The organism is Actinomadura sp. 6K520, assembly GCF_004349245.1.
Lineage (GTDB): Bacteria > Actinomycetota > Actinomycetes > Streptosporangiales > Streptosporangiaceae > Spirillospora.
Genome location: NZ_SMLC01000027.1, coordinates 14102 through 31123 on the forward strand (window position 1 = coordinate 14102; position 17022 = coordinate 31123).

At 73.7% G+C, this 17022-nt stretch carries 11 protein-coding genes; 7 read left to right on the forward strand and 4 right to left on the reverse strand.

Annotated features, from left to right (window positions below):
* Positions 1-116 precede the first annotated feature (116 nt).
* From E1289_RS10040 to E1289_RS10050, 3 genes are read left to right on the forward strand one after another with little or no spacing between them, the layout of a single operon-like run.
* Positions 117-1406 carry a lipase family protein gene (locus tag E1289_RS10040; RefSeq protein ID WP_131977912.1) on the forward strand — a complete coding sequence of 430 codons (1290 nt, stop codon included), beginning with the start codon at positions 117-119 and terminating at the stop codon, positions 1404-1406.
* Positions 1407-1448: 42 nt separating this feature from the next.
* The gene (locus E1289_RS10045; RefSeq protein ID WP_243712728.1) at positions 1449-2444 is read left to right on the forward strand and encodes an acyl-CoA desaturase; all 996 of its coding nucleotides are present in this window, start codon (positions 1449-1451) and stop codon (positions 2442-2444) included.
* The gene (locus tag E1289_RS10050; protein WP_131977915.1) at positions 2441-4210 is read left to right on the forward strand and encodes a fatty acyl-AMP ligase; all 1770 of its coding nucleotides are present in this window, start codon (positions 2441-2443) and stop codon (positions 4208-4210) included. The genes E1289_RS10045 and E1289_RS10050 overlap by 4 nt, the downstream gene beginning before the upstream one ends.
* A gap of 19 nt (positions 4211-4229) precedes the next feature.
* On the opposite strand, the gene E1289_RS10055 is transcribed toward E1289_RS10050, so the two are convergent.
* A complete protein-coding gene (locus E1289_RS10055) occupies positions 4230-5489 on the reverse strand; it encodes a helix-turn-helix domain-containing protein (RefSeq protein WP_243712732.1) in 1260 nt (419 codons plus the stop codon).
* A gap of 192 nt (positions 5490-5681) precedes the next feature.
* On the opposite strand from E1289_RS10055, the gene selA reads away from it, so the two are divergent.
* The 3 genes from selA to selD are packed head-to-tail and all read left to right on the forward strand — an operon-like array spanning position 5682 to position 9822.
* Positions 5682-7010, forward strand: coding sequence for an L-seryl-tRNA(Sec) selenium transferase (gene selA, locus E1289_RS10060; RefSeq protein ID WP_131977921.1), 1329 nt, complete (start codon positions 5682-5684; stop codon positions 7008-7010).
* A complete protein-coding gene (gene selB / locus E1289_RS10065) occupies positions 7007-8788 on the forward strand; it encodes a selenocysteine-specific translation elongation factor (RefSeq protein WP_243712729.1) in 1782 nt (593 codons plus the stop codon). Before selA ends, selB begins: the two co-directional genes overlap by 4 nt.
* Positions 8785-9822, forward strand: coding sequence for a selenide, water dikinase SelD (gene selD, locus E1289_RS10070; RefSeq protein ID WP_131977924.1), 1038 nt, complete (start codon positions 8785-8787; stop codon positions 9820-9822). Before selB ends, selD begins: the two co-directional genes overlap by 4 nt.
* Here the strand turns inward: selD and fdh are convergent.
* The 3 genes from fdh to E1289_RS10090 all read right to left on the reverse strand — a co-directional run bounded on the left by fdh (position 9819) and on the right by E1289_RS10090 (position 15786).
* Entirely contained in the window at positions 9819-13073 is a 3255-nt protein-coding gene (gene fdh, locus E1289_RS10075; protein ID WP_207928889.1) for a formate dehydrogenase, read from the reverse strand. The two genes, selD and fdh, sit on opposite strands and share 4 nt — an antisense overlap.
* 107 nt (positions 13074-13180) lie before the next feature.
* Complete coding sequence (locus tag E1289_RS10085) at positions 13181-14908, reverse strand: hypothetical protein (protein WP_207928890.1); 1728 nt, start codon at positions 14906-14908, stop codon at positions 13181-13183.
* A gap of 140 nt (positions 14909-15048) precedes the next feature.
* Positions 15049-15786, reverse strand: coding sequence for an evbL (locus E1289_RS10090; RefSeq protein WP_131977933.1), 738 nt, complete (start codon positions 15784-15786; stop codon positions 15049-15051).
* 202 nt (positions 15787-15988) lie between these two features.
* Here E1289_RS10090 and E1289_RS10095 point away from each other — a divergent pair, with 202 nt between their 5' ends.
* Complete coding sequence (locus tag E1289_RS10095; protein ID WP_131978015.1) at positions 15989-16978, forward strand: LacI family DNA-binding transcriptional regulator; 990 nt, start codon at positions 15989-15991, stop codon at positions 16976-16978.
* Positions 16979-17022: the final 44 nt, after the last annotated feature.

Consider the following 17022-nt stretch of genomic DNA (forward strand, 5'->3'; position numbering starts at 1 on the left):
GTTATTGAGTTGGTTGCTAAGCGCGGCCTCCGACCATGTGAGCGGACTTCATTCCGCCCGTCGCGCCCCGTGGGACACAGTCGTCACCGTCCGGTTTCCAGCCCCCTGGAGCGACGATGCGTGTCCGAAGCCTCATCACCACCGCGGCGCTGGGCGTGGCCCTGACCGTGCCCGCGGCCGCGCCGCAGGCGGTCGCCGCACCGCGGGACACGACCGCGCCCGCGGGCTGCGACGCCACCGACGCCGACATCTACGCGCCGCCGCCCGCCACCGTCCAGGGGAGCCCGGGAGACCTGCTCGCCTGCCGCCCGGCGAAGCTGACGAACATTCCCGGCGACGTCCCGATGCGGGCATGGAAGGTCCGGTACGTCTCCACCGACGTCAAGGGCGCGAGGAACGTGGTGACGGGGACGGTCGCGATCCCCGCCGCGCCCTGGACGGGAGACGGCTCCCGCCCGACCGTCGCGTTCAACCCCGGCACGCTGGGCTCCGCCGAGCGCTGCGCCTTCTCCAAGCAGCTCGCCGGCGAGTACGTCGACATGTACGAGGGCGGGAACCTGAACCTGTTCCTGCGCGCGGGTCACGCGGTCGCCGCCACGGACGGGGTCGGTTACCTGAGCGGGCAGGTCCACACGTACATGGTGGGCGCCAACGCCGGGCACGCGCTGCTCGACATCGTCCGGGCGTCCCGCCGGATCCCCGGCGGGACCCTCACCGCGGACGGCGACGTCGGCATCTCCGGCTACTCCGAGGGCGGTGCCGCGGCGCTGTGGGGCGCGCAGCTCGCCGCGTCCTACGCGCCCGAGCTGAACGTGGTCGGCGCGGCGGCGGGCGGCGTGCCCGGCGACCTGAAGGTGACCGCGAAGCAGCTGAACGGCAGCCTGTTCGCGGGCTTCCTCGCCGACGCGCTCGTCGGGCTGCACGCCGCCCACCCCGAGATGCCGTTCACCGAGCTGATGAACGAGCGGGGCACGCGGGCCGTCCAGGACGTGCGGTCGCACTGCCTGTTCGGGACGCTCGCGGCGTTCCTCGGCGCGCGGGTCGAGGACTTCTCCGCCGACCGGCTGACGCTGGAGCAGATCTACGCGCTCCGCGGCCCCGGCGGGGTGACGTGGGGCGAGATCGTCGACCGGCAGCGGCTCGGCGCCGGCATCGGCGTCCCCTCGTCCGGCGCCCGGTACGAGATCGGCTTCCCGGTGTTCCAGTACCGCGGCTGGTTCGAGGAGATCATCCCGCACGAGACCGAGGACGCCACGCGGCGGCGCTACTGCGACGCCGGCATCACCACGATCTGGAAGCACACCTACCCGGCCGAGCACCTGACCACCGACTGGGCCGCCGCCAGGGACGTGACGAACTTCCTCGGCGACCGGTTCGAGGGCAGGCCCGCCGAGGGCAACTGCTGACAACCCGAAACCCAAGGAGCCGAACATGACAGCGGGCCGATCATGACCGCGGGCAACATGACCGCGGGCAACATGACAGCGGACGTCGCCGACATCGGCGGCGGCCGGGAAGCGCGACCCGACATCTCCGGGACCGTCCCGTTGCCCGAGCGCATCGCGGTCGTGGTGTTCGTGGCCGCGCCGATCCTCGGGGTGCTGGGCGCCGTCCCCTTCCTGTGGGGCTGGGGGATCGGCTGGACGGACATCGCCATCTTCGCCCTCCTGTACCCGCTCAACGCGATCGGGATCACGGTCGGCTACCACCGGCACTTCACCCACGGCGGCTTCAAGGCCAAGCGGTGGCTGCGGATCGCGCTCGCCGTCTTCGGCGGGCAGGCCATGCAGGGGTCGGTCGTCCGGTGGGTCGCCGACCACCGCCGCCACCACAAGTACTCCGACCAGGAGGGCGACCCCCACTCGCCCTGGGCGTACGGGCCGGGCGTGTGGGGCCTCACCAAGGGCCTCTACCACGCGCACATCGGGTGGCTGTTCAGCAAGGACCGCACGTCCCGCAGCAAGTACGCGCCCGACCTGCTCAGGGACAAGGACATCCGGTTCCTGTCGCTCGACCCCGTGTACGCGGTGATCGTGCTGTCGACGTTCCTCGTCCCGATGGGGCTCGGCGCACTGCTCACCCTCTCCTGGCACGGCGCCCTCACCGCGCTGTTCTGGGGCGGCCTGATGCGCGTGTTCGTCGGCGAGCACGTCACGTTCTCCATCAACTCCATCTGCCATGTGTTCGGCAAGGAGGACTTCAAGACCCGCGACAGGGCCCGCAACGTGTGGTGGCTGGCGATCCCGTCGTTCGGCGAGTCCTGGCACAACCTGCACCACGCCGACCCGACGTGCGCCAGGCACGGCGTCCTGAAGGGGCAGATCGACATCAGCGCCCGGGTCATCTGGATCTTCGAGCGGCTCGGCTGGGTCTGGGACGTGCGGTGGCCCGACCACGAGCGCCTCGCCGCCCGCCGCGTCACGTCCCAGGGAGAAGCAGCATGAGCGACCTTCCCGTCCTCGACCGGACGCCCCTCATCGAACGGCTCGCCCGGTTCGCCAAGGACTTCCCCGACGACCGGGCCTACACGTTCATGGACTACCTGACCGACCCGGACGGCATCGCCCTCGACGTCACCTGGGGCGAACTGGACCGGCGGGCCCGCTCGATCGCGGCCGCGATCCGCCGCGCCACCGAGCCGGGACGGCGCGCGGCGCTGCTCGCACCGCAGGACCTGCACTACGTCACCGGGTTCCTCGGCGCGATGTACGCCCGCGTCATCGGCGTCCCGCTGTTCTCCCCGGACCTGCCCGGCCACGGCGACCGGCTGCTCGCCGTCTACCGGGACGCGGAGCCCGACGTCGTGATCACCACGAGCGCGTCGCTGCCGGCCGTCGAGGCGTTCCTGGCCGGGGACGGCGTTCCCGCGCCGGCCGAGATCATCGTCGCGGACCGGGTGGACGGCGCGCTCGGCTGGACGCCCGAGCCGATCGACCCGGACGACGTCGCCTACCTCCAGTACACGTCCGGCTCCACCCGGACCCCCGCCGGAGTGATCATCACGCACGGCAACTTCGCGGCGAACGCCGAGCAGCTGTGGCGCGCGTTCGAGGGCATCCCGCGCGAGTCGACCGGCGTGAACTGGCTCCCGGTGTTCCACGACATGGGCCTGGTCACCACCGTCGCGCTGCCGCTCGTGTACGGGAACGCGGGTGTGATCATGGACCCGGTCGCGTTCATCATGCGTCCCGTCCGCTGGCTGGAGCTGCTCAGCGGGCAGCGCCACGCGTTCACCGGCGGTCCGAACTTCGCCTACGAGTACCTCACCGCGCAGGTCACCGAGGAGGAGAAGCAGGGCCTCGACCTCAGCGGCGTCCAGGTCTTCATGAACGGCGCCGAACCCATCAGGGAGAGCACGCTCAGCGGGTTCTACGAGGCGTTCAAGGACTGCGGGCTGCGGCCCGAGGCGCAGGTGTGCGCGTACGGCCTGGCCGAGGCGACCGTCTACGTGTCGGCGTCGTCGCGGTTCCGGGAGCCGACGCGCCGCGCGTTCGACCACGAGCGGCTGCGCCGCGGCGTCGCCGAGCCGTGCGCCGCCGACGCGCCGGGCGCGATCCAGCTGATCGCCTGCGGGACGTCCTTCGGCCAGCACGTTGCCGTCGTCGACGCCGAGACCGGGAGCAGGCTCGCGGAGGGCGAGGTGGGCGAGATCTGGGTGCACGGCCCGAACGTCGCCGCGGGCTACTGGGGCCGCCCCGAGGCGACCAAGGAGACGTTCGAGGCGACGCTCACCGATCCCGGGGAGCTGCCGGACGGGCCGTGGCTGCGCACCGGCGACCTCGGCGTCCTGCACGGGGGCGAGCTGTTCGTCACCGGCCGGATCAAGGACCTGGTCATCGTCGACGGCCGCAACCACTACCCGCAGGACATCGAGTTCACCGTCTCGGGCGCCCACAAGGCGATCCGCCGCGAGTACACCTGCGCCGTGTCCGTCGACGCGTCCACCGAAACGGGCGAGACGGAAGGTCTCGTCGTGATCGCCGAACGGAACCGGCGGGTGCCGATCGCGCTGCTCGACCCGGACGAGGTGGCGCGGGCGGTGCGCACGGCCGTCAAGCAGCAGCACGACCTGCGCGTCCACGACTTCGTGCTGATCGAGCCCGGCGGCCTGCTCCGCACCAGCAGCGGCAAGATCGCCCGTTCCGCGTGCCGCCTCGCCTACGTCGGCGGGACCCTGCCGGTCACGGAGGTCCCCGCGAAGGACGGGTGAGTCAGGCGGCGCGCACGGGCTACGCCGGCTCCTGCCCGGCGTCGCGCAGCCAGACGGGCAGGAGCAGCATCAGCTCCAGCCGCAGCGCGGGGTCCTCGATGTCGTGGTCGAAGATCTCGTGGAGCTGCGCGAGCCGGTACCGGACCGTCTGCGGGTGCACGCACAGCGCCTCCGCGGCGTCGGTCGCGTTGAAGCCGTGCCTGAGCAGCTCCAGCAGGGTGAGCGCCAGCCGGCCGCCGCGGTGCGGGCCGAGCGCGGTGAGCGGCGCGAGCCGGCGCCGCGCCGCCGCCTCGGCGAGCGTCCAGCCCTCCTGGAGCAGCAGGTCCGGCAGGTGCCGGTCCGCGTGGACGAGGACGCCGGGCCGCGCCCTGCCCGTCGTCCGCTGCTTCTGCGGGGCCTGGCCGAGCCGGCCGGCGGCCATCAGGTCGAGCGTCCGGTGCGCCCAGTGCAGCGACACGCCCGCCCGGTCCACGGGTACCGGCGGCCCGGCCGCGCCCGTCCAGCCGGCGAGCGTGGCGGTGAGCCGGTCGGCGCCGCCGGGGCGGTCGGGGTCGGGCACCACCAGGCACGGCCGGCCCCGGTCCAGCCCGCTCAGCAGGGCCGGCGGCAGTCCCGCGGGCCCCTCGCCGCCGCTGCCGGGCCGCGGGCTCAGCACGATCACGGCCAGCCGCTCGGGCAGCGGCCACCCCGCCAGGGTCGCCTGCTCGGCGACGATGTCCCGCGGCGCGGGCGGCTGGGCCAGCAGCAGGCTCAGCAGCCTGCCGCGCCGCTGCTCCCGCTCGCCCGCCGCCTTCTCCCGCGCCCGCGCGTAGCCCTGCGCGGCGGCGGAGGCCAGCAGGTCCAGATACGCGAAGTTCACCTCCGCCAGCGAGATCGCCAGCTCCCGGGCCTTCTGCAGCCGGTCGGCCTCCCGCGACAGGTACCGCCAGGCCGTCCGGGACGCGATCCGCAGCGCGTTCTGCAGGTGTTCGAGCGAGCGTCCCTCGACCGCCTCCCCGTACCCGATGTCGAAGAAGACCTGGTGCACCTCCTGCCAGGAGGCGTCCGGATCGGCGATCATCTGGACGAAGTGCCCCATGCCCTGCTCCGCCGCGACCCGCATCACGTCGAGGTAGACGGGATCGTCCGGCCGGGCGTACTCGGGCACGTGCCGGAGCACCCCTTCCACCATGGAGTCGACCAGCGCCGGAAGGTGCGGCCGCATCCACCGGGCCTCCTCCGGGGGGACGTCCCGCCACGGCTGCGCGGACAGCTCGTCGCCGGAGGACCTCGCATACACCTCGGTCAAAGCGGCACCTCCCTGAGCGGACAACCCGGGCCGCCAGGCTAGGCACAGGAAGCACCTCATGACACTCACCCGGCTGATAAATCCGACCTTGTCCCGCCACAGACCCATATCACGGAGGTGCGGACCGGGACGGGTCGTTTCACGGGTGGTGCGGGCGGGTACCGGGCGCAGCGGAGGGCGTCGATGGATCATGAAGCGACGGCCGCCGCGGACGCGCGGCGGCGGATCGCCCGGACGGACGTGCTGCTCGCCGACCCGCGCCTCGCCGAGGCGGCGGGGCGGCTCGGGCGCGGGGTGGTGAAGGCGGCCGTCGTCGCGGCGCAGCGGCGGGCCAGGGCGGGCGAGATCCCGCCGGACGCGGTGGCCGGCGCGGCGGTGGCCGCGCTGCCGGCGACCGCCTCCGGCCTGCGTCCCGTGCTCAACGCGACCGGCGTCCTGCTGCACACCAACCTGGGGCGGGCGCCGCTGTCGGACGCCGCGCGGGAGGCGGTGGCCGTGGCGTCGGGGGCGACCGACGTCGAACTCGACCTGGAGACCGGACGGCGGGCGCGGCGGGGGCGGTCCGTCCTCGCGGCGCTGCTGGAGCGGGTACCGCAGGCGGAGGCGGCGCACGTCGTCAACAACGGGGCGGCGGCTCTCGTGCTGGCCGCGACCGCGCTCGCCGGGAACCGCGAGATCGTGATCGGCCGCGGCGAGATGGTGGAGATCGGGGACGGTTTCCGCATCCCCGAACTCCTGGCCGCGACGGGCGCCCGGCTGCGGGAGGTCGGCACGACCAACCGCACCACGCCGGACGACTACGCGGCGGCCGTCGGCGAGGACACCGGATTCATCCTCAAGGTGCATCCGTCGAACTTCCGCATCACCGGCTTCACCCGCGGCGCCGACGTCGCCGAGCTGGCCGGGCTCGGGGTCCCGGTCGTCGCCGACATCGGCTCCGGCCTGCTCGCGCCCGAGCCGCTCCTGCCGGACGAGCCCGACGCGGCGTCCATGCTCAAGGCGGGCGCGCACCTGGTCACGGCCAGCGGCGACAAGCTGCTCGGCGGGCCGCAGTGCGGGCTCGTCCTCGGGCACGGCGACCTGGTGCGGCGGCTGGCCCGCCATCCGCTGGCGCGGGCGCTGCGGGTCGACAAGATGACGCTGGCCGCGCTCGAGGCCACCGTCCGCGGCCCGCGCACCCCGACGGAGGAGGCCCTGCACGCCGACGCGGCGACGCTGCTGGCGCGGGCCGAACGGCTCGCCGCGCGGCTGCGGGACGACGGCCTGGACGCGGCGGCCGTGCGGAGCGAGGCCGCGGTCGGGGGCGGCGGCGCGCCCGGCGTCGTGCTGCCGAGCGCGGCGGTGTCGGTACCGGACGCGTACGCGGCGCGGCTGCGGCGGGGGACGCCGGCGGTGATGGGGCGGGTCGAGGACGGGCGGTGCCTGCTCGACCTGCGCTCGGTGCCGCCGGACAGGGACGCCGACATCGCCGAGGCCGTCCGGCTGGCCGCGTCATGGTGCACCGGGTCATGACGCACCGGGTCATGATGCACGTCGTCGCGACCGCGGGGCACGTGGACCACGGCAAGTCGACGCTCGTCCGCGCGCTCACCGGGATGGAGCCCGACCGCCTGGAGGAGGAGCGGCGGCGCGGCCTGACCATCGAGCTGGGGTTCGCCTGGACGACGCTGCCCGGAGGCGGGCGGCTCGCGTTCGTGGACGTCCCCGGGCACGAACGCCTCGTCGCGACGATGCTGGCCGGGGTGGGGCCCGTCCCGGCCGTGATGTTCGTCGTCGCCGCAGACCAGGGCTGGCAGCGGCAGTCGGAGGAGCACCTGGCGGTCCTGGACGCGCTCGGCGTCCGGCACGGCCTGCTCGCCGTGACGCGCCGCGACCTCGCCGGCGAGGCGGCGGCGAACCGGGTGCGCGACGAGGCGCTCGCCCACATCGCGGCCACGTCGCTCGGCAAGGTCGAGCCGCTCCTGGTCAGCGGCGCCACCGGCGAGGGCATGGACGAACTGCGCGCCGGGCTGGAACGGCTCACCACGTCGCTGCCCCGCCCCGACCAGGACGCGGACGTCCGCCTGTGGGTCGACCGCGTGTTCACCGTCCGGGGGAGGGGCACGGTCGTGACCGGAACCCTCGGCGCCGGGACGATCCGCGTCGGCGACCGGCTCGCCGTGGGCGGCGGCCTCGCCCGCGTCCGCGGCCTGCAGAGCCTGAAAGAACACCACCGCGAGGTCGCCGCGGTCGCCCGCGTCGCCGTCAACCTGCACGGCGGACCCGCGGAGATCGGCCGGGGCGATGCCCTCCTGACACCGGACCGCTGGCTCACCGCCGACGTCGTCGACGTGCGGCTGCGCGGCGACCCCGCACCGGAGCTGCCGCGCGAGCTGATCCTGCACGTCGGCTCGGCGGCGGTCCCGGCGCACGTCCGCCCGCTCGGCGACGACACCGCGCGGCTCTCGCTGCGGCGGCCGCTGCCGCTGCGGGTCGGCGACGTCGCGCTGCTCCGCGACCCGGGACGGCACCGCGTCCCCGCCGGGGTCACGGTGCTCGACGTGCGGCCCGAGCCGTTCACCAGGCGGGGCGCCGCCGCGGCCCGGGCGGCGGAGCTGGCGGAGCTGACCGGGCGCCCCGACGGCGCCGCCGAGCTGCGCCGCCGTCGCCTGATCAGGCGGGCGGACCTCATCGCGATGGGGTTCCCCGTCCCGTGCGAACCCGTCGCCGGGGACTGGCTCGCCGACCCCGGCCACTGGGCGGAGCTCCGCGACCGCCTCGGCACGGCCGTCGACGCGCACGCCGCCGCCGACCCGGCCGACCCCGGACTCCCCGCCGACGCCGCGCGCCGCGCCCTCGGCCTGCCCGACCGCGCGCTCGTGGCGGCGCTCGCCGAGGGGCTGCTGTGGCGCGACGGCCGGATCTACGGCCGGGCGGTCGCGCCCGAACTGCCGCCCGACGTGCGGAAGGCGGTCGACGCCGTCCGCCGCGAACTGGCCGAGCACCCGTTCCGGGCGCCCGACGCGAACCGGCTCGCCGAACTCGGCCTCACCCCGAAGATGATCGCCGCCGCCGCCAAGGCCGGCGCGCTCCTCCGGCTCGGCGAGGGGATCGTCCTGCTGCCCGGCGACGACGTCCGCGCCGCCGAGATCCTCGCCGGACTCGGCGACACGTTCACGCTGAGCGAGGCGCGCCGCGCGCTCGGCACCACCCGCCGCGTCGCCGTCCCGCTGCTGGAGCACCTCGACGAGACGGGCTACACCGCCAGGGTGGACGACCTCCGGCGGCGCCGCACCGAAAGGACGACATGACCCAGGCCGCGACCGGCAAGAAGCCCCTCGACGCGACCGGCAGGAGGCTGACCGGGTACGCGCACGGCGGAGGCTGCGCCTGCAAGATCCCGCCTGGCGAGCTGGAAGAGGTCGTCGCCGGGCTGAACGCGGTCCCCGGGTCCCCGAACGGCGAGCTGGTCGTCGGCCTCGACACCGGAGACGACGCCGCGGTCGTCCGGCTCCCCGGCTCCCCGGACGGCCTCGCCGCGGTCGCCACCGCCGACTTCTTCACCCCCGTCGTCGACGACCCCTACGACTGGGGCCGCATCGCCGCCGCGAACGCGCTGTCGGACGTCTACGCGGTCGGCGGCCGCCCCCTCGTCGCGGTGAACCTGCTCGCCTGGCCCCGCGACGTCCTGCCGTTCGACCTCGCGCGGGAGGTGCTGCGCGGCGGCCTCGACGTCGCCGCCCTCGCGGGCTGCCACGTCGGCGGCGGGCACAGCGTGGACGACCCCGAACCCAAGTACGGCATGGCCGTCACCGGGGTCGCCGACCCCGCCCGGCTCCTCCGCAACGACACCGGCCGGCCCGGGGTGCCGCTCACCCTCACCAAGCCGCTCGGCATCGGCGTCCTCAACAACCGGCACAAGGCGACCGGCGAGGTCTTCGAACACGCCGTCGCCGCCATGACCGAGCTGAACGCGGACGCGTCCGCCGCCGCCCTGGCCGCGGGAGCCGTCTGCGCCACCGACGTGACCGGCTTCGGGCTCCTCGGCCACCTCTACAAGATGGCCCGCGCGTCCGGCGTCACCGCCGTGGTCGACGCCGCGGCCGTCCCCTACCTGGACGGCGCCCGCGAGTCCCTCCGCGCCGGGTACGTCAGCGGCGGCACGCGCCGGAACCTCGACTGGGTCGCCCCCCACACCGACTTCGGCGGGCTCGGCGAGGAGGAGCGCCTCCTCCTCGCCGACGCCCAGACGTCCGGCGGCCTCCTCATCGCCGGTGAGATCCCCGGCGCGCCCGTCATCGGCGAGCTGATCCCCGCCGCCGGCCACCCGCTGGTCGTCCGCTAGATCTCGGTGCCCGTGCCGTCGGTGATGCCGGCGCGCCTGCGGTACTCCCGGACCAGCGCCACCGTCGCCGGCCCGCGCGGCCGCCGTCCCGGCCGGATGTCGACCGACAACACCTTGGTCTCCTGGATGTGCGAGTTCGGGTCCAGGGCGGCGTGGAGCAGCTCGTTCGCGGCGTCGCCCGTGCTGTAGCCGTTCGGGCCCCAGTGGTAGGGCAGGCCGATCTGGTGCACGACCCGCCCGTCCACGTTGAGGGACGGCATCCGCTCGGTCACCAGGACCCGCGCCTCGACGGCGTTGCGCGCGCTGATGATCGTCGCCCAGCCGCCGTGCTCCAGGCCGCGCTCCGCCGCCAGCTCCGGCGAGACCTCGCAGAAGAACTCCGGCTGCAGCTCGGCGAGGTAGGGCTGCCAGCGCGACATCCCGCCCGCCGTGTGGTGCTCGGTGAGCCGGTAGGTGGTCGCCACGTACGGGTACACGTCCGTGCCCGGCGCCTCGCCGCTCGGCGCGTACCGGTTGTCGGGATGCGGCGGCAGCAGGTACCGGACGGGATTGCGCTGCTGCGCGTACAGCGGATTCGGGAACGGCGACTCCTGCGGCTCGTAGTGCGCCGGCAGCGGGCCGTCGGTCAGCCCCGACGGGACGAACAGCCACGCCTTGCCGTCCGCCTGCATGATGAACGGGTCGTCGCCGGCGATCGCGTCCGGGCCGGTCGCCTCGGGCGGGGGCCGGTGGTCCGGTGGCCGGTCGGCGATGAAGTCGGGGACGTCGTGGCCCGTCCAGGCGCCCTGCTCGGCGTCCCACCAGACGAGCGCCTTGCGGTCGCTCCACGGCCTGCCGTCCTTGTCGGCGGACGCCCGGTTGTAGAGGACGCGGCGGTTCAGCGGCCACGCCCATCCCCACTCGGGCGCGACCCAGCTCTGGTCCTTGCCCGGCTTGCGGCGCGCGGTCTGGTTGACGCCGTCCGCGTAGCAGCCGCAGTAGATCCAGCAGCCGCACGAGGTGGACCCGTCGTCCTTGAGCTGCGTGTAGGACGACAGCGGGTTCCCGTCGGCGCCGAAGCCGTTGATCTCCGCGAGGACGGCCTCCGCGTCCGGCTCCCGCGTGTCGCCCGTCGTCGGGTAGTCCCACGTGAGGTCCAGGACGGGGCGGTCCATCTCGTCGGCCGAACCGGCGAGCTTCTCCCGGATGATGCGGCCCAGGTGGTAGACGAACCACAGGTCGCTGCGGGCGTCCCCGGCGGGCTCCACCGCCCGGTAGTGCCACTGCAGCATCCGCTGGGTGTTGGTGAAGCTGCCGTCCTTCTCGGTGTGCGTGGCGGCGGGCAGGAAGAACACCTCGGTACCGATGTCCTCGGTCCGCAGCTCGCCCGACTCGATCTCCGGGCCGTCCTTCCACCAGGTCGCGGACTCGATCTGCGAGAGGTCGCGGACGACCAGCCAGTCCAGGTTCGCCATCCCGAGCCGCTGCAGCTTGGCGTTGGCCGACCCCACGGCCGGGTTCTCGCCCATCAGGAAGTAGCCCTTGCACTCCCCGTCGATCTGCGCCATCGCCGTGGCGTAGGTGTTGTGCGAGCCGGTCAGGCGCGGCAGGTAGTCGAAGCAGTAGTCGTTGCCGGCCGTCGCCGCGTCGCCCCAGTACGCCTTCATCAGGCTCACCATGTAGGCGCGCATGTCGCCCCAGAAGCCCTTGCGCGCGGACTCGCCCTGCACGAACGAGTCCAGGTCCTGCTCGGGGTGCGCGTGCGGCATCGGGATGTAGCCCGGCAGCAGGTTGTACAGGGTCGGGATGTCCGTCGAGCCCTGGATGGACGCGTGCCCGCGCAGCGCCAGGATGCCGCCGCCCGGACGCCCGATGTTGCCGAGCAGGCTCTGCAGGATCGACGCCGTCCGGATGTACTGGACGCCGACCGTGTGCTGCGTCCAGCCCACCGCGTACGCGAACGCGGTCGTCCGGTCGCGCCCCGAGTTCTCGGTGATCGTCTCGCAGACCTGGCGGAACAGGTCGCGCGGGACGCCGCAGATCCGCTCCACCATCTCGGGCGTGTAGCGCGAGAAGTGCCGCTTGAGCACCTGGAACACGCACCTCGGGTCCTGCAGCGTCGGGTCGCGCTCCGGGTGGCCCGTCCCGATCGGCGGGCCGCCGGACCCGGCGGCCTCGCCGTGCCCGGCCTCGTCGGCGGTCCCGACGAGGCTCTCGTACGCCATGTCGCGCAGCCCGGACGCGGCCTGGACCGTCATGCCCTCGTACTGCCACGTCTGCTGGTCATAGCTCCGCTGCTCCGGGTCCAGGCCGGAGAACACGCCGTCCAGGTCCTCGGTGCCTTGGAAGTCTTCGGTGAGGATCACCGGCGCGTTGGTGTAGTCCACGACGTAGTCGCGGAAGTACTTGTCGTTCTCCAGGACGTAGTTGATGATCCCGCCCAGGAACGCGATGTCGGTGCCCGCGCGCAGCGGCACGTGGGCGTCGGCGACCGCACTCGTCCGCGTGTACCGCGGGTCCACGTGGATCAGCTTCGCCCCGCGCGCCTTCGCCTCCATCACCCACTGGAACCCGACCGGGTGGCACTCGGCCATGTTCGAGCCCTGGATGATGATGCAGTCCGCGTTCTGCAGGTCCTGCTGGAAGGTGGTCGCGCCGCCGCGGCCGAACGAGGTTCCCAGACTGGGAACGGTGGAGGAGTGTCAAATACGCGCCTGATTCTCGATCTGCACCGCGCCGAGCGCGGTGAACAGCTTCTTGATCAGGTAGTTCTCCTCGTTGTCGAGCGTGGCGCCGCCGAGGCTCGCGAGGCCCATCGTGCGCCGCACCCGCAGCCCGTCCGCGGTCTCCCACTGCCAGCCCCGCCGGCGCGCCTCGATCACCCGGTCGGCGATCATGTCCATCGCCGTGTCGAGGTCGAGCGGCTCCCAGTCGGTGCCGTACGGGCGGCGGTAGAGGATCCGGTACTCGCGGGCGGACCCCGTGGTGAGCTGCAGGCTGGCCGAGCCCTTCGGGCACAGCCGGCCCCGGCTGACCGGTGAGTCGGGGTCGCCCTCGATGTGGGTGACCTTGCCGTCCTTGACGAACACGTCCTGCCCGCAGCCGACCGCGCAGTACGGGCAGATGGACTTCACGACCTTGTCGGCCGTGCTCACCCTCGCCTGGAGCCGCTCGCTGCCCGCGCTCTTGGCGGCCGCGCCGCGGCCGAGGGGGTCGCCGTCGGTGAACTGGCGGTAGACGGGCCACGACTCGATCCACTTGCGAACGCCCATGTCCACCGCCCCCTTCGTCACCTCGGCGCGGCGTCCACCTACCCGGCGCCCGGCCCGCAAAACACGGGCCGGGGCCGGGTTCGGCCGCGCGGGGGCGGCCTTCCCCGTCACCTGGTCGCGAAGGCCGCCAGGTTCGTGGAGATCGGCTCGGGCCGCCCGCCGTTCTGCACCGCCGAGGCGGTCAGGACGTCGATGTGCTGGTAGCCGGCCGCGATGATGTCGCCGGGCCGCGGGTCACCGAAGCCGAGGCCGTCCCCGGCCTGCAGGTTGATGACGGGGTTGGCGGTGATGCCGCCCTCGTGGACGGCGTCGTCCGCGATGCCGGGAGAGCTCGCCAGCGCGATGTCGGTGATCAGTTTCGTGGGGAAGTAGTGCTCCGTGAAGTCGAGCGGGTGCTCCGACAGGCTGCGCGCCAGCTCGGCGATGTCGGTGACCTCCTTGCCCGCGGCCGTGAACGGCGTACCGTCCTTCGACTTGTGGACGGGGTCGTCGGGGGCGCCGACGCGGTCGTAGTTCCGCCACGTGTAGAGGGGGCCGTCCGGCTCGTCCGGGATGGCCTTTTTTTCCGTGCCGAGGAGCCGCGAGAGGCCGCCGAGCCCGATCTCCGCAAGGTTGTTCGGTGCCGGGAACTCCTTGTCGACGATCGTGCCGCCGTCCCAGAAACCCACGCTGGCTTGCATGAAGGCGAGCGGCTGGGAGTGGTCGTCCAGCAGCCCGCCGAGCGCTGCGGCGTTGGTGAACCGGAAGTCCTTGACCGTCGGCGAGCCCTTGATGAACGTCGGGTAGTCCTTGGAGAACAGCAGCCGGTACGTCATGTCCTGGTTGAACCCGGACGGGACGTACGTCGACAGGTCGGACTCGCCGTCCGGGTCGAGGTTGGCGGCCAGGCCCGCAATCGCCAGCAGGTTCATCGTCTCGGTGTTCACCACGGCCGGTGCCGACAGCGCGCGCGGGACGACCCCCGCCTCCAGCCCGGCCCGCACGGCGCCCGCGCCGAACTCCACGAGCGGCACCCACTCGGCCGGGATCTGCCCGCCCATGCCCGGCAGCCCCTTCGCGATCCGGGTGTCGAGCGCGAAGTAGCCGGAGCACTGGTTGTGGCCCGCGTCGGCGGTGGTGGCGTGGTTCCCGTCGAAGTCCCACTCGGCGAAGTAGGCCGTCAGGACGCCGCCGAGCGAGTGGCCGCCGCAGAGCATCTTCTCCTTGCGCGCCCGCTGGTCCGGAAGCTCCCTGGCCATCAGGTCGTACTGGTCGCGGACGGTCTGCTCCAGGCCGACGTGCTGCAGCCACTTCACCTGGTCGTTGGTCTGGTAACCGGCGAACCTCCGCCCGTCGATCTCCTTCTGCCGGTAGTAGTAGTCGACGGCGAGATGGACGTCCCCGGCCGCCAGCCCGGCCCGCACTCCGGTGCGGTCCTCCAGGCAGTTCGACCGCCGGTCCAGCGCCCAGAACTCGATGTGCCTCCCGCTCCGGGCCGCCGCCGCCACCGTGTTGCGCGCGACGCTGTCGAACGCGCCCGCGCCCTCCAGGATGCCGGGCTGCGCGACGAGGATCCGGTCCGCGTCCGCCGACTCGGCCGGGCCGTCAACGTGCCGGAAGCGCAGGTAGGACAGCCAGTCGCACGCTTCCGGACGCGGGCCCGCCGACTCGGGCAGCGGCACCCTGACCCGCACCACCGACTCGCTGACCTCGGTGACGGGCGAACCCGAGGTGACGGGCGCCTCGGTCCGGCCGGCCTCGCGCGCGCCCACCGGCACGGCCGCCGCCGCGCCCGCGACCAGCGCGGACGCGGCCAGCACCGAGACGGTGAGCATGGGGAGGGCTGGTCGCCCCATCGCCTGCTCCTTCCGGAGGGGATCGGTTACGGGGCAACAATGAACCTGTCGATTTCCTAGCGACAGTCGGCTATTTGCACATTTTCCCCGCGGTCCTTGTCCCCGGCTGACAAGGGCGCCCTCCGGCCTGCGGAAAGGCGTCAGCCGAGAAGGGCCTTTCCGGTCTTGCCGACCAGTTCCGCGAACTCGGCGCGCTCGGCCGGCGAGAGGGCCCGCTCGTACACGGCGGCGGAGAGCCTGTCGGTGATGGCCTCGGCCTCCTCGCGCTGCGGCTTGAGGTGGCCGCAGTCGGGGAAGTCGCCCTGCCAGCCGAGGAACTGCGCCCGCTCCGGCGGGTTCGCGGCGAGGACGGCCTCCAGCGGCGCCAGCCCCGCGGCGGTCGTCGCGACCAGGTGGAGTCCGCCCCGCAGTTCCCGGAGCAGGTGGAGCACGTGCGTCAGCCGGGCGGGCCCGTCCTCGGGCAGGGGCTCGGCCCGCCACCCGCAGAACAGCGGCAGCCCCGACCCCTCGGCCGCCGCCACGACCCGCTCGCCCAGTTCGCACAGGCGCGGGTCCTCCGGGACGTTCTCCCGGCCCCAGTCCGCGCACGCGAGCGCGTACCGCCGGGCGGCCTCGCGCGCCCCGGCGACCGCGACGCCCTCCTCCCACATGGGGCGGACGAGCTCCGGCGCGAACCAGCCCAGCGCCGCGTACACCACATCGGCGTCGACGTCGCCCAGCACCCCGCACCGCCCGGCGAAGTAGTGCGCGAAGGGATTGTCGAACCCGTTCTTCTTCCCGTGCGCCCACGTCGCCTTGTCGAGCATCCACGTCGCCCCGACATCGTGAATGATCTTGTCCGCGGCGCGCACGGTGTCCATCGCGCTCAACTCGCCCATGGGGGGACCTCCTCGGCTCGTGATAAGCCGTAGGTTACTTGCGGGTCGCGGCCGGGGGCGGCCGGGGGCGGGCGCACGGGCCTGGACGGTGTTGACATCGCGGCTCGTTAGCGCAAACATTCGCGTGTAAGCTCGCAGAACTCGGGGAGGCGATGTGGCCGCCGAATCACCGGAGGCCCCCGACGGCCGGCGGCTGGCGGTGATGGAGGACGTGGCCGCGATGGCCGGCGTCTCGGCGATGACCGTGTCGCGCGTGCTGAACGCGCCCGAGAAGGTGCGCCCGCAGACCCGCGCCCGGGTGATGGCCGCGGTCCGGGCCCTGGACTACCGGCCCAACTCGGCGGCGCGGGTGCTGGCCACCGGCCGGTCCGGCGTCCTCGGCGTGGTCAGCTTCGACACCACGCTGTACGGCCCGGCGTCGACCCTGTTCAGCATCGAGCAGGCCGCCCGCGAGCACGACTACACCGTCAGCATCGTCAGCCTGAGTTCGCTGAACCGCCGCTCGATCGGCGAGGGCGTGGAGCGGCTGCGCGGCCAGTCGGTCGACGGGATCATGGTCGTGGCCCCGCACGAGTCGGCGGCGGACGGGCTGAAGGAACTGCCGGCCGACACCCCGCTCGTCGCGGTCGGCGCGGGCGCGGACGTGCCGTTCTCCGTCGTCGCGGTCGACCACCGGGCCGGTGCCGAGCGCGCCGTCCGGCACCTGCTCAGCCTCGGGCACGAGACCGTCCTGCACCTGGCCGGCCCGGCCGACTGGGTGGACGCCAGCGGGCGGACCGACGGCTGGCGCGCCGCGCTGGAGGCCGCCGGGCGCACGGCCCCGGTGCCGCCGGCCGGTGACTGGAGCGCCCGGTCCGGGTACGAGTACGGCCGGCAGATCGCCGCCGACCCCGAGGTCACCGCCGTGTTCGCCGCCAACGACGCGATGGCCCTCGGCCTGCTGCGCGCCCTGCGCGAGGCCGGGCGGGACGTGCCCGGTGACGTCAGCGTCGTGGGCTTCGACGACGTCCCCGAGGCCGCCTACTTCCCGCCGCCGCTCACCACCGTCCGGCAGAACTTCGGTGAGGTGGGCCGGCGGGCCTTCGACCTGCTGCTCGACCGGATCGGCGGTACCTCGGGGGAGCGGTCCCGCCGGGTCGTCGAGCCGGAGCTCGTCGTCCGGGAGAGCACGGGGGTCCCCCGGAGGACCTAGCCCCGTCCGGCCCGAGAGTCCGCCTTCGTCATGCCCCAGGATGT

Excerpts from the sequence above, each read along its gene's own strand:
- selB (WP_243712729.1), top strand. The coding sequence starts at position 7,007 with ATGACGCACCGGGTCATGATGCACGTCGTCGCGACCGCGGGGCACGTG.
- selA (WP_131977921.1), top strand. The coding sequence starts at position 5,682 with ATGGATCATGAAGCGACGGCCGCCGCGGACGCGCGGCGGCGGATCGCC.
- E1289_RS10085 (WP_207928890.1), bottom strand. The coding sequence starts at position 14,908 with ATGGGGCGACCAGCCCTCCCCATGCTCACCGTCTCGGTGCTGGCCGCG.
- E1289_RS10040 (WP_131977912.1), top strand. The coding sequence starts at position 117 with ATGCGTGTCCGAAGCCTCATCACCACCGCGGCGCTGGGCGTGGCCCTG.
- E1289_RS10045 (WP_243712728.1), top strand. The coding sequence starts at position 1,449 with ATGACCGCGGGCAACATGACCGCGGGCAACATGACAGCGGACGTCGCC.
- E1289_RS10095 (WP_131978015.1), top strand. The coding sequence starts at position 15,989 with ATGGAGGACGTGGCCGCGATGGCCGGCGTCTCGGCGATGACCGTGTCG.
- E1289_RS10050 (WP_131977915.1), top strand. The coding sequence starts at position 2,441 with ATGAGCGACCTTCCCGTCCTCGACCGGACGCCCCTCATCGAACGGCTC.
- selD (WP_131977924.1), top strand. The coding sequence starts at position 8,785 with ATGACCCAGGCCGCGACCGGCAAGAAGCCCCTCGACGCGACCGGCAGG.
- E1289_RS10090 (WP_131977933.1), bottom strand. The coding sequence starts at position 15,786 with ATGGGCGAGTTGAGCGCGATGGACACCGTGCGCGCCGCGGACAAGATC.